Genomic DNA, 12475 nt, shown 5'->3' with positions numbered 1-12475 from the left:
GTGAAACTATGAAAACAGTATTATTAACAGGATTTGATCCATTCGGCGGAGAAAGTATCAACCCAGCTTGGGAAGTAGCGAAAAGTTTGAATGAAAAAACAATCGGAGAGTACAAGATTATTAGTAAACAAATCCCAACCGTATTTCATAAATCAATAAGAGTATTAAAAGAGTATATAGAAGAACTGACGCCTGAAATTATTATATGTATTGGACAAGCTGGGGGCAGACCAGATATTACGATAGAACGTGTAGCAATTAATGTTGATGACGCAAGAATTGCTGATAATGAAGGGAACAAGCCAGTAGATGTACCGGTTGTAGAAGAAGGACCTATTGCATATTGGTCCACACTTCCGATGAAAGCAATCGTGAAAAAACTTCGCGAAGAAGGTATACCGTCATCTGTTTCACAAACTGCAGGTACATTTGTTTGTAATCATTTATTCTATGGTCTCATGCACGAACTAGAGAAACATGATAAGAAAATAAAAGGTGGATTTGTTCATATTCCGTTTTTACCAGAACAAGCTAGTAACTATCCAGGTCAACCGAGTATGTCACTTTCTACAATTAGTCAAGGGATTGAATTGGTAATCGAGGTAACGACGGAAGTGGAGGTAGATATTATAGAGGTTGGGGGCGCGACGCATTAAGTAAAACGAATTGTACAACACCTATTGTAAACAACTGGTATAATAAGTATAGGAATATACATAGAGGTGATTTTTGTGCAATTTGAAGAAGTACGTTCGATATTAGAAAAAGCGAAGAAAATTACAGTGTTAACAGGGGCTGGCGCAAGTACGGAAAGTGGAATCCCTGATTTTCGTTCAGCAAATGGATTATATGCTGATGCGAATGTAGAGATGTATTTGTCGAGAGGCTATTATAATAGAAATCCGAAAGAGTTTTGGAAGCATTATAAAGAAATCTTTCAAATTAATACGTTTCATCAATATAAACCAAATCGTGGGCATCGCTTTTTAGCGGAGCTAGAAGAACAAGGAAAAGACATAACGATTTTAACGCAAAATATTGATGGTTTGCATCAAGTAGGTGGTAGTAAACATGTCATTGATTTACATGGAACACTTCAAACAGCGCATTGTCCGAAGTGTAAAGCGGGATATGATTTACAATATATGATTGATCATGAAGTGCCGCGCTGCGGGAAGTGTAATTTCATTTTAAATCCAGATGTTGTTTTATACGGAGATACGTTACCTCAATATCAAAATGCGATCAAACGTTTATATGAAACAGATGTACTTCTCGTAATGGGAACGTCACTCAAAGTACAGCCTGTCGCTTCATTCCCAGAAATCGCAAAGAGGGAAGTAGGCGCAACAACAATTTTAGTAAATGAAGAATTAACGGGACAAGAATACAATTTTGATTTTGTTTTTCAAAATAAGATTGGTAAATTTGCCTAAGGGTTATCTTCGATTAAATAAGTTTTTGTTTTCGTAAAGAAACTGAGGTGAATGATGTCACCTCAGTTTTTTGTATGAATTATATTCATGTTATTGCTTATCAAGGGGAATGGTAATAAATAGGGTGTAAAATACAAAAACTGAAAATTAAATCTTTTATTTCTTTTGTAATTAATATAAAATTCTATATATAGCATATAAATAAATTTAATACATAATGATTCATGCGTAGAAATGTTAATAGAATGAAGCGAGGGAGCAAAATGAGACAGAAAAAGGAGAAGCAAAAACAGTCAAAAAAGAAAAAGACTCATATTCCGTTTCGGTTAAATGTACTATTCTTTATCGTTTTTCTTTTATTTTCAGCTATTATTATTCAATTAGGTAAAGTACAAATCATTGACGGAGAAACGTATCGAAATGAAGTGAATAAAAAGGAAGATGTAACGGTGAGTACTCCAGTTCCGAGAGGGAAGATGTTTGACCGGGAAGGGAAAGTTATTGTAAATAATAAACCGTTACGAACCGTTACATATACGAAGATGAAAGGAGTGGACTCAAAAGAGGTTTTAATAGTGGCAAGAAATTTAGCACAGCTAATTGAAATGCCGCAAGAAGATATGGACAAGTTAACAGAGACAGATAAAAAAGACTTTTGGATGCAGTTAAATGAAAAACGTGCAGCAACAAAAGTAACGAAAGAAGATGAGAGTAAATTTAGGAAACAGGAAATAGAAGGGAAAGACTTAGATAAGAAAGTAGAAGAGTTGAGACGAGAAAGAATTACACAAGAAGAATTAAACGAGCTTTCGAAAGAGGATATAGAAGTACTAGCAATTAAAAGCAAAATGAATGCGGGATATAAAATGACGCCACAAATCGTCAAAAAAGATGTAAGTCAAAATGAATATGCAGTAGTGAGTGAAAGATTATCAATCTTGCCAGGCGTAGATACGACTGTGGATTGGGAGCGCGAATATCCAAATGACAAAATACTACGTTCTGTACTTGGTAGTGTTTCTAGTGAGAATGAGGGATTACCAAGGGAGCAATTAGATTATTATTTAGTACGAGATTATAACAGAAATGATCGTATTGGAAAGAGTTACATCGAAAAACAATACGAAGATGTGTTACATGGAACGAAAGAACAGTCTAAAAGTATTACTGATAAAGCTGGAAATATTATACGAACTGAAAAAGTGACAAAAGGAAAAAGTGGAAATAATTTAATGTTAACAGTTGATATGGATTTACAGAAAAAGGTGGAGGAAAGTCTTGAAAGGAATTTAAGGGCATTTCATTCTTCTGAACCGATGATGGATCGTGCATTCGTCGTTATGATGAATCCGAAAAATGGTCAAATTCTATCATTAGCAGGAAAGAAAATTGTAAATAAAGATGGCGGGATGCAAATAGAAGACTACGCTTTAGGAACGATGATCAGTTCTTATGAGTTAGGATCGACGGTAAAAGGAGCTACTTTATTAGCTGGATATCAAGCAGGGGTGATTAAGCCATATACGCATTTCTTTGATGCACCAATGTACTTTAAAGGAAGTTCGAAGCCGAAGAAATCTTGGAAAGAATTTGGAGATATTGATGATTTGAGAGCTTTGCAAGTTTCATCGAACGTATATATGTTTAATACAGCTTTAAAAATGGCAGGTATTGATTATGTACCAAACAATCCGTTAGATATTAAGAAAGAAACGTTCAATAAAATGCGTTATTATTTTAGACAATTTGGTTTAGGTGTACCAACCGGTATTGACTTGCCAAATGAATCGATTGGTCAAATGGGTAGAACCGATAATATACCTGGTTTTTTACTTGATTATGCTATTGGACAATATGATACATATACGCCGCTTCAGCTTGCTCAATATATGTCAACGATCGCAAATGGTGGTTACCGAATGAAACCACAAATTGTACAAGAAATTAGAGAGCAACCAAATAGACCAGAGGAAGCCGGGAAAGTTATGCAAGCGATGGAACCAGTTGTGTTAAATCGAGTGGATATGGATCTTTCATATATAAATCATGTGAAAGAAGGGTTTAGAAGGGTTTTCCAAGAGGCGGATGGGACAGGTACTGGAACTTTTAAAGGATTACCGTATAAACCAGCTGGAAAAACAGGAACAGCAGAGACAGTGTACGGTGGAGAAAGTGATATTGGAAGAGATGAAAATAACTATCGAAAAAAATGTTATAATTTAACTCTCGCCGGGTATGCGCCATATGATGCTGATCCGGAAGTTGCTTTTTCTGTTGTTGTGCCATGGGTAAATAATGATAAATCAGGTATTAATTCTGCAATTGGTAAAGAAATTTTGGATGCATATTTTGATTTAAAAACGCAGAGATCGGGTGCAAGTCCAGTCCCAGTAGCACAATAGTCGAGTGAGCCACAGTAAAAAAACATCAAATTGTAGCATATCACTGCGCAAATGAAAATGTATTGTGCAGTGATATATTTTTGAGTTGAAAAGTGTTTTGATAAGGTGGGAATGGATATGAAAGAGGAGATTAAGAGGGGCTTGGGGAAGTACATACTATTTATATTTGTCCTAGTAGGAGCGTACCAGTCCTTCACTTTATGTAAGGTGGAAGGAAAATCAATGCAGCCAACTTTACATGAAGAAGACTACGTATTTGTAAATAAAGCTGCGGTACATTTTTCTAGTTTACAGAACGGAGAAATCGTCATTATTAAGGAAGAGGATGAGTCGAAATATTATGTGAAACGCGTAATAGGACTTCCTGGTGACGTAATTAACATAACGAATGGAACTGTATACGTAAATGACAAAAAGCAAGATGAATCTTATATAAATAAAGATTTATATAACAATACACAAGTATTTTACAACTTTCAAAAGACAAAGATTCCGCCAAATAAGTTATTTGTAATGGGAGACAATCGTGAACAAAGTAAGGATAGTCGAAATGGTTTAGGTTATATTGAAGAAGATAATATAATAGGAAAAGTGGAATTTGTGTACTATCCTTTTTCAAAAATGAAAATACTAGACTAGTTTAGTATTTTTATTTATTTTCATCAAAAAACAATCAATGAATTAGAAGTAACTTTTAATCCGCAGGTGCTCCTATAAAGAGGATGATATTTTCAAGTTAACGGTTAGGAAATAGAAAGGATATGACGATATGTATAAGTACACAATATGCTTCATTAGAAAAGGGGATAACATACTCCTTTTAAATAGAAACAAAAAGCCAACAATGGGAATGTGGAATGGCGTTGGAGGGAAAATCGAGGATAATGAAACGCCATATGAAGGAATAATTAGAGAAACGTTTGAGGAAACGGGTATAGAGCTTCATAGTGCAACGTATAAAGGGAATGTTATTTTTAAAGTTAAAGACGAGCCTCAGGATAGAGAGGGAATGTATGTATTCCTTGCTGATTTACGTGATGAAGTACATATTGATACGCCAGTAAGCACTGATGAAGGTATATTAGAATGGAAGTCAATTGATTGGATATTAGATGGTGATAATAGAGGTGTAGTTAGCAATTTGCAAAGATATTTACCGATATTATTAAAAGAGGGCAACAATTTAGATCATATATTTACGTATGATAATCGGAATATTATTGAGTACACAACTGCTGTTTTGGCAGAAGATGATACGAAAAAACAATATGAAAAACATCTCATTTCTCAATAGGATAAGATGCGTTAAAATAATAAGAAAAAGCCAAATTCCAATAAAGAATTTGGCTTTTTTGCAAGGAATTCTAATTCAAAGTTTACTCTACATGAATCGCTTTAATCATAAAACGATGTTGCTTCACATCAAAATATCCTTTTTGCAAGATGATTTCATGTATGCGATACAATTCCTCATTATAGCTTTCTACTGTAAAATCAGGAATTTGCCACGGAATTGCTTGTAAGTAATAGACAACAGCACCGACATCATAAAAACGCTGAAGAGGGAATTCTTCTTTCGCTTCTAAAATAGTAAATCCATTTTGTTCTAATTCACTACATGCCGTTTTGAGTGACCAACTTGAAAATTCGCTATTCAGCGGTGTGCCAAACTGCTCATTAAGTTCCGCACAATCAAGACCACCGATTTGTTGTGTAAGAAATGTTCCATTGATGGAAAGATTTCTTTTCACTTCAGAAGCAGAATAGGATTCATGTTGATTCACAATTAAATCAAACTGACCATCTTGAAATGGTAAAGCAGTATCATCAGTCACTTCTACGACTATAACTCCTAAAGGTTCTAATTTCTTTCGTGCAATTGGGACATTCGGAGCATAGCCCTCAGTCGCATAAATAGTTGACGGGAACGGTTGTAACATAGATAAAAACTCTCCGCCACCAGTCCCCATATCTAGCATTGATTTTGCACGTTGCATAAGCTGGAAAGCAGTGCTACCGTATGACCATGATAGGGGCTCGCTATTCATACGGCCAGTTTCTGAAATGAAAGAAAAATCCCAGCCGCTAAAGTTAGTCTTTGCACTTTCTAATAGTGCTGAAAATAATGGATCACGCTTCATATTGTTATCCTCCTATTTCGTTAATAAATGATATAGTAAGAAAAGAAAAAGGGAGGACCTCTTATTAAAGTGGAACGGTTTTATGTTTCGTGTTCGAATAGATTCATATAAATTAGCTCCTTGCGAGAATGGTTATTTATATATTCGGGAGTATCGAGTGAAAATCCTTTGAAGTTATTAGGGAAGGTGAAAGTACGATCAAATTTTGGATGGGGTTATACAGTGAAACTGCATTTTGCCAAGATATTTTGTGAAATATGATATTTCACATTTCTGTTACATAACAATAAAGTCGTACTGTTTATAAAAAAGTGGAACCGTTTTATCCCTTTGGATGTACTTATCTATGGGGATATTTTTATTAATACAAGAAATAGATATATAAACTGAATATAAAAACGTTTTAATTGTTTGAAAACATTCGATAATTTAGTATTGTTTATATATGGAATATTTTGTTTTTAGGAAAAAAGGGTAAGGGGCTAGATGAAAAGAATGAAAAATGTAATGTTGCTAGTGTTGTGTTTCTTATGTTTAAGTGGTTGTAATTATGAAGATGAAGATCAGGTGAAAAAATATGTGAAAAAAAAGCACGGAATTGATGTGGTTGTAACAGATTGAGGTGCTATACATGAAGGGAATATGGGACATACATACCATACTGTTCAAGCGAAAAATAACAAAAATATTCAATTTAGAGTAGAGGTAGATGGCATCTTATATTCAACAATAAAAGGTGATGAATATCAATACGGGAAAAAAACATATGAGGAATATAAGGAATTTAAACCAATGCTAGAAGAAATTGAAAAATTAGGTTACGTGGAACCTGAAAATAAAAATGTTTTTCAATATATAGTGGATGATGATTATATAGAGGAAAAACCAACTGATAAGTTATTATTAACTTTAAAAACGAGTGACAAGATTGATTACAGTCAATTTGAATCAAAAGAATTAGATCGTTTATATGCTCTAATCCAATTCATTCAGAAGAGTAATAGAAAGATAACAAAACTTGAAATTGAGGATTATAATGGTGAATCTATAGGCTTACCTTTTTATAATGTGCAAAAAGCTATAACGAAAGAAGAACTGCTTTTGACAATGAAAAACACCGTAAGCGGTTATTGGACATATTTGATTCAAACTGAAACAAAAGTAGGCGAAAGGTTAAATGAAATTCAAAATGATCGTTTTGGAATTGAAGATATTACTTGTTCACACCCGAAAGACGGCAATTGTCTAGAGTATGAATTGACTTTAGTTTTCAATGATAGTGAGATAAAATATAGAAATGATTCATATGTGATAGAGGATTTGAGAAAGGTAGTCACTATTCTTAAAGAAGAACTATACAATAAGGAATTTAACATATTTTTAAGGAACAAGGATGGAACAAGTTATTCACTCTGGCTATCATCAGAAAAAATCAAGAAAAATAATAACATAGAAGAGCTAGTAAAATAAAGGTATAAAGAAGAATTTTAAAGCACTTTTTACGTTTATAATTGCTTTATTCAAAAGGAAAAAACGCTTATACTTCATTTTTGAAGTATAAGCGTTTTTGTTTAAAATACTTAAAAACAAAAATCTTTTGGTAAAGTGCCATTTTTTATCATCGTTCTTAATCCATGTTTCATAATCCAAGGATTAACAGGATGGTTTTTATCGAGTAATTGTTGCAACCATTGAAAAACGAGTTCGTTATCCTCTTTCGTAATATCATTAATGTGATTGGCTACAGATTTTTGAACATACTTAGAAGGGTCATTCATTAATGGCTCAAGAAGCTTTAAATTATTTCTGAAGTCACCTTTCAGAGCTCCTATTTTTTTTGCCCAAGGAAGTCTTGGTCTAGTACCTTCTGAAACTAATCTCCTGATGTGGCTGTTTTCATCACGTAACCATTGCTGCAATATGTCTAAGGTTTCTTCATGGTATTTTTCAAGATAAGGACGAATGGCATATTCAGCAGTATTTCTTTTTGTTATTTCATACATTGCGTTGAATGAGGAGTCAAAATCGTTAAGCCCATATTTTTCAACGTATTTTGCGATAGGCATATACATATAACCCTTTGTAAATGTGCCGACTTCTGTTGTATTTTCTGGTCCTAATGTTTTCAGTAATATATGTATTGCTTCATTAAAATCTTTTTGTAATGCATTGTGTAATTCATCTGCTATTACTTCTATACGTTGCTTTAACTCTAAATTTTCAACTTTATATGTTACGGAATCTACAAATTTTTTTTTAGAGAAATTAGGAACGTGTTTAGAAATAGAATCAGCCATTTTTTCTGCTAATTCTTTGTTAAATAAAAATTTTAACGGAACATATTTACCCATTTTTTCACCTCAGTGGTCAGTTGAAAACAATGTTTATTTTTTAATCGACAATCCATACACCAAAGTCTCACTAGGCGTCGTTATACTAAAGCCAGTCGTCTTATAATCAAGTTTCACCGTATCACCAGTGTAGTCTTTCGTGAATGAGTCCATTTGTACAATAAGCTGTTCATCTTCATATACAACATCATCCGCATTATATGTATCAAAAATTAAATCAACATCAACAAAAATGCTGCAAGAGTTTGTCATAGTGCCTCTAATACGAATGATCTTTTTGTCTTCACGTTCTAGTCTATGTATAGCTGCTTTTGCTTCATCAGTAATACGAATGTTCATGTAATCCCAACCTTTATTTATATTTCCTCTATTATTGCAAAAACAGGAGAAATAGGGAAGGGAGAAGCATTGCATTAAAAAAACGAGCAAACAATTTTGTTTGCTCGTTTTACTTTATTTCAGTTCACATTTATCAAGTGGAATTACTTTCGTTTTCTTAGTAAATTTATAACCTAACCATAGTACTAAGAAGAGTGGTAAACCAATGTAAGAAACGAGTACACCGTTCCAGTCGATAGATGCACCCGTAAATGCTCCGTAGTTTTGACCTAAAATAACGATAACACAAAGTGTAAATGCAAAGATTGGACCGAACGGGAACCATTTCGCTTGATATGGTAAATCTTTCAAATATTTCCCTTGTGCAATATAAGCTTTACGGAAACGGTAATGACTAATAGCAATCCCTACCCAAGCAATAAATCCTGACATCCCAGAAGCATTTAATAACCAAATGTATACAACACCGTCACCGAATAAAGAAGCGATGAAAGCGACGCTACCAACTACTGATGTTGCGATTAATGCGTTAACAGGTACACCGCGGCTATCTAATTTCCCTAAGAACTTTGGTGCTTTTCCTTGGCGAGCTAAATCCCAAAGCATACGAGTTGATGCATACATTCCAGAGTTACCAGCAGAAAGTACTGCAGTTAAAATAACAGCGTTCATAACAGAAGCAGCGAAGGCAACGCCCGCTTTTTCAAATACTAGTGTAAATGGACTTACTGTAACATCACTCGCTGCAAGGCTATCAGTCGTATAAGGAATTAATAAACCGATAACAAGAATTGCTAAAATATAGAATAATATAATGCGCCAAAAGATAGAACGAATTGCCTTCGGAATATTGCGTTCTGGATCAGCAGTTTCACCAGCAGCTACTCCTAATAATTCAGTTCCTTGGAATGAGAAACCAGCTGCCATAAATACACCGATAATTGCCATGATGCCGCCATTAAATGGTGCATCTGCAACAGTGAAGTTTTTAAAACCGACAGCTTCGCCGCCCATAATTCCAAAAATCATCATAAAACCGACAATTAAAAAGATAATAATAGTAACTACTTTAATAAGTGCGAACCAATATTCAGATTCACCAAAACCTTTAACAGATAAATAGTTTAAGAGAAAAATAATAGCTAAACAAAGTCCACTCCAAATAAGAGAAGGGGTATCTGGGAACCAAAATTTCATAATTAATGTTACGGCTGCTAGTTCAGCAGCGATCGTAATAGCCCAGTTATACCAATAGTTCCATCCAAGTGCAAAACCAAGTGATGGATCAACAAATTTTGTTGCATAAGTGCTAAAAGATCCAGTAACAGGCATGTAAGCTGCGAGTTCTGCTAAGCTTGTCATTAAAAAATAAACCATAATTCCAATTGCGGCATATGCGACTAATGCACCGCCAGGACCAGCTGAATGGATAACACCACCACTGGCAAGAAATAATCCGGTACCGATTGTACCACCGAGAGAAATCATCGTAAGGTGACGAGATTTTAATCCGCGTTTTAATTCACCTTGTCCTTGTGTAGTTTGCGTTTTAGAGGTAGATTGATTTGTTGCGCTATTCATGTTCAACACTCCTTTTCTTGTAGGTTAGGAAGGAGCGGGGGAGAAAAATACAAAAAACCGCCAAAGGAATTAGGCGGAACGTTTCACAAATAACCACCCCATCATACCCTTCCGTTAAGATAGCACACCACGTTTTACACGGTAATTTTGTAAACGTGACAGTTCTGTTCCTTTCGGAGACAGCCCCAGCTCATATTTCCAGAGAAGAAATATAAACTTCGGCAACTTTTCCTTTCAAACGGAGTCAGTGACATTCGCTGTGTCTCGTCCATTTTACTTTTAAAAGTCGCAACCTCTACCTCATCGGATTGATGAGGATTTATATATTGCTAAGATATTTAATATATGGCAATTGTAATGACTTTCTGAATATATTGCAAGGAATTTTGTTAGGAAAAGTCAAAAAATATCGGTTATTGTATAGGAAACGCTTGCATAACTCCACCCGAACCTACTATTATGTAGCAATAAGCAAAGAAAAAATTGTTATACAAATGTTTCGCAAAAAATATTGAAAAACCCTTTAAAATTAAAAGAAAATTCAGAAAATATAATTCGACATAACTATCAGAAGGGGATTATTCCTTAAATTCGTTTCAAAGAATAAGTATAAATCCGACAAATAGAATGAATATTCTTTTTATTTCTGGTAAAATTGAGGTATTGTTTAATTGAAAAGGGGATATCATTATGAAATTAGAAACGGAAAGATTACATATAGTACCGTGTACAGAAGAATGGATTCAAATTGCGGATAATCAAGGATACAATAGTGGCCCACATATTGTAGGGCATATAGAAAATGTGAAACGAGATGTGGCTTCATTACCGTGGGGACCGTGGTATGTTATTCGGAAAGAGGATGATGTGGTTCTAGGTGATATAGGATTTAAAGGGAAACCGAATGAGCAACATACAGTAGAAATTGGTTACGGATTTATTGAGAAATATTGGAATAAAGGGTATGCAACAGAAGCAGTTAGTGAATTAATGAAATGGGCTTTTCAAACAAGGGAAGTGGAAACGATTATAGCGGAGACACTCCTTGATAATTATAGCTCTATTCGTGTATTAGAGAAATTACAAATGAAAAGAGTAAATAGTACTGAAACGATGGTCAATTGGAAAATAGAAAAATAAAAAATACCGCTCGAAGTAAATCGGACGGTATTATTATTAATTATGGTAACATTTGTTTTTGATCTTTCGGATAGCCGGCTGTCGATACGTTAGAACGATTGGAATGATTACGAACAGCAATAAAAATAGATATAATAACGACAAGACCAACTGCAACGTAAGAAAGTGAAATAATAGTTGGATCTACTTTAAATGTAGTAAGCAGTGTACGAATATTCGTAAAGATTATAAGGCCACCAACTAGTACGCCAAGTAAATGAGAAGGAACGATGCGTACTAGCCATGCGGCGATTGGTGCAGCGACAATACCACCGAGCATGAGAGAAAATACCCAAACCCAGCTTACTTGTTCCCAGCCAAGTGAAATGAAAAAGCCAATCGTTGCAGCGAGTGAAACAGGAAATTCACTCGTATCTACAGATCCAATAACTTTTCTAGCTTCATTTCCTCTTGCAAGTAGAACAGGTGTCGTAATAGGTCCCCAGCCACCACCGCCAGTTGAATCAACGAATCCTGCGAACAGACCGAGTGGTACAAGTTGTTTAGCAGACATACGCTTATTTGAAGAAACAATTTGTTTTTGAATGATGAATCGTAATAAAATATAAACCCCTAAAGTAAATAAAAATATGGAAATGTACGGTTTAATTACATCACCAGGTAAATTGCTTAAAAAACATGCCCCAATAAATGCGCCAATTGCTCCTGGTAATGTAAGTCTGGAAACTGTATATTTATCAACGTTTCCAAATTTGATATGAGATGCACCAGAAGCGGCGGTTGTAACGACTTCAGCTAAATGAACTGATGCGGAAGCTACAGCTGGTGCGATACCAAACATTAATAATAGTGAGGTAGACGTTACCCCGTACGCCATACCAAGTGCGCCATCAATCAATTGAGCGAAAAATCCAATAATAGCAAAGACAATTAATTTCTGCATAAATAATCCCCCTGTAATAATAAATGAAAAAGACACTTTTCCCGTATGAGAAAAGTGCCTTTGGTTTTTCCAATCAGCAATAATTAAATTTGTTTCATTATAATACATATTAATCGTATAAATCAACTGGGTTTTAAGGCTT

The 12475-nt window shown here is 34.6% G+C and carries 12 protein-coding genes and 1 riboswitch; of the genes, 7 read left to right on the top strand and 5 right to left on the bottom strand.

Annotation, left to right across the window (positions count from 1 at the left end; translation table 11 throughout):
• The first annotated feature begins 8 nt into the window (after positions 1–8).
• The 5 genes from pcp (at position 9) to KPL75_RS01925 (ending at position 5132) form a co-directional block, all read left to right on the top strand.
• Positions 9–656: a pyroglutamyl-peptidase I gene (pcp, locus tag KPL75_RS01945; RefSeq protein WP_219919187.1), complete on the top strand. Its 648-nt coding sequence runs from the start codon at positions 9–11 to the stop codon at positions 654–656.
• A 75-nt stretch (positions 657–731) separates the two neighbouring features.
• Positions 732–1436, top strand: a complete 705-nt coding sequence (locus KPL75_RS01940) for an NAD-dependent protein deacylase (RefSeq protein WP_219919186.1) — start codon at positions 732–734, stop codon at positions 1434–1436.
• 245 nt (positions 1437–1681) lie between these two features.
• Positions 1682–3838 carry a peptidoglycan D,D-transpeptidase FtsI family protein gene (locus KPL75_RS01935; protein WP_219919185.1) on the top strand — a complete coding sequence of 719 codons (2157 nt, stop codon included), beginning with the start codon at positions 1682–1684 and terminating at the stop codon, positions 3836–3838.
• 117 nt (positions 3839–3955) lie between these two features.
• A complete protein-coding gene (gene lepB / locus KPL75_RS01930) occupies positions 3956–4477 on the top strand; it encodes a signal peptidase I (RefSeq protein WP_219919184.1) in 522 nt (173 codons plus the stop codon).
• A 130-nt stretch (positions 4478–4607) separates the two neighbouring features.
• A complete protein-coding gene (locus KPL75_RS01925) occupies positions 4608–5132 on the top strand; it encodes an NUDIX hydrolase (protein WP_219919183.1) in 525 nt (174 codons plus the stop codon).
• Positions 5133–5214: 82 nt separating this feature from the next.
• Here KPL75_RS01925 and KPL75_RS01920 read toward each other — a convergent pair whose 3' ends face one another.
• Positions 5215–5979, bottom strand: coding sequence for a methyltransferase domain-containing protein (locus tag KPL75_RS01920; RefSeq protein ID WP_219919181.1), 765 nt, complete (start codon positions 5977–5979; stop codon positions 5215–5217).
• 642 nt (positions 5980–6621) lie between these two features.
• On the opposite strand from KPL75_RS01920, the gene KPL75_RS01915 reads away from it, so the two are divergent.
• Entirely contained in the window at positions 6622–7449 is an 828-nt protein-coding gene (locus KPL75_RS01915; protein WP_258237003.1) for a hypothetical protein, read from the top strand.
• Between the two features lie 110 nt (positions 7450–7559).
• Here the strand turns inward: KPL75_RS01915 and KPL75_RS01910 are convergent, their stop codons facing one another.
• The 3 genes from KPL75_RS01910 to KPL75_RS01900 all read right to left on the bottom strand — a co-directional run bounded on the left by KPL75_RS01910 (position 7560) and on the right by KPL75_RS01900 (position 10250).
• On the bottom strand, positions 7560–8330 hold the full coding sequence (locus tag KPL75_RS01910; RefSeq protein WP_002066054.1) for a DNA alkylation repair protein: 771 nt from the start codon (positions 8328–8330) through the stop codon (positions 7560–7562).
• A 33-nt stretch (positions 8331–8363) separates the two neighbouring features.
• Positions 8364–8669, bottom strand: coding sequence for an iron-sulfur cluster biosynthesis family protein (locus tag KPL75_RS01905; protein ID WP_002066055.1), 306 nt, complete (start codon positions 8667–8669; stop codon positions 8364–8366).
• Between the two features lie 114 nt (positions 8670–8783).
• Complete coding sequence (locus KPL75_RS01900; protein ID WP_219919180.1) at positions 8784–10250, bottom strand: amino acid permease; 1467 nt, start codon at positions 10248–10250, stop codon at positions 8784–8786.
• Between the two features lie 112 nt (positions 10251–10362).
• Positions 10363–10556: riboswitch (Lysine riboswitch) on the bottom strand.
• A 384-nt stretch (positions 10557–10940) separates the two neighbouring features.
• Between KPL75_RS01900 and KPL75_RS01895 the strand changes: the two genes are divergently transcribed.
• Positions 10941–11390 carry a GNAT family N-acetyltransferase gene (locus KPL75_RS01895; RefSeq protein WP_016095731.1) on the top strand — a complete coding sequence of 150 codons (450 nt, stop codon included), beginning with the start codon at positions 10941–10943 and terminating at the stop codon, positions 11388–11390.
• Positions 11391–11430: 40 nt separating this feature from the next.
• On the opposite strand, the gene KPL75_RS01890 is transcribed toward KPL75_RS01895, so the two are convergent.
• Positions 11431–12441, bottom strand: a complete 1011-nt coding sequence (locus KPL75_RS01890; RefSeq protein WP_016095730.1) for a sulfite exporter TauE/SafE family protein — start codon at positions 12439–12441, stop codon at positions 11431–11433.
• Between the last annotated feature and the right edge of the window lie 34 nt (positions 12442–12475).

It is taken from the genome of Bacillus sp. NP247, from assembly GCF_018966865.1.
In the GTDB taxonomy this organism is placed as follows: Bacteria; Bacillota; Bacilli; order Bacillales; family Bacillaceae_G; genus Bacillus_A.
Note: the sequence above shows the minus strand (reverse complement) of the source record. Positions and strands in the feature narration are given on the sequence as shown.

Excerpts from the sequence above, each read along its gene's own strand:
- KPL75_RS01905 (WP_002066055.1), bottom strand. The coding sequence starts at position 8,669 with ATGAACATTCGTATTACTGATGAAGCAAAAGCAGCTATACATAGACTA.
- KPL75_RS01920 (WP_219919181.1), bottom strand. The coding sequence starts at position 5,979 with ATGAAGCGTGATCCATTATTTTCAGCACTATTAGAAAGTGCAAAGACT.
- KPL75_RS01890 (WP_016095730.1), bottom strand. The coding sequence starts at position 12,441 with ATGTATTATAATGAAACAAATTTAATTATTGCTGATTGGAAAAACCAA.
- pcp (WP_219919187.1), top strand. The coding sequence starts at position 9 with ATGAAAACAGTATTATTAACAGGATTTGATCCATTCGGCGGAGAAAGT.
- KPL75_RS01900 (WP_219919180.1), bottom strand. The coding sequence starts at position 10,250 with ATGAATAGCGCAACAAATCAATCTACCTCTAAAACGCAAACTACACAA.
- KPL75_RS01895 (WP_016095731.1), top strand. The coding sequence starts at position 10,941 with ATGAAATTAGAAACGGAAAGATTACATATAGTACCGTGTACAGAAGAA.
- KPL75_RS01925 (WP_219919183.1), top strand. The coding sequence starts at position 4,608 with ATGTATAAGTACACAATATGCTTCATTAGAAAAGGGGATAACATACTC.
- KPL75_RS01910 (WP_002066054.1), bottom strand. The coding sequence starts at position 8,330 with ATGGGTAAATATGTTCCGTTAAAATTTTTATTTAACAAAGAATTAGCA.
- KPL75_RS01935 (WP_219919185.1), top strand. The coding sequence starts at position 1,682 with ATGAAGCGAGGGAGCAAAATGAGACAGAAAAAGGAGAAGCAAAAACAG.
- lepB (WP_219919184.1), top strand. The coding sequence starts at position 3,956 with ATGAAAGAGGAGATTAAGAGGGGCTTGGGGAAGTACATACTATTTATA.
- KPL75_RS01915 (WP_258237003.1), top strand. The coding sequence starts at position 6,622 with ATGGGACATACATACCATACTGTTCAAGCGAAAAATAACAAAAATATT.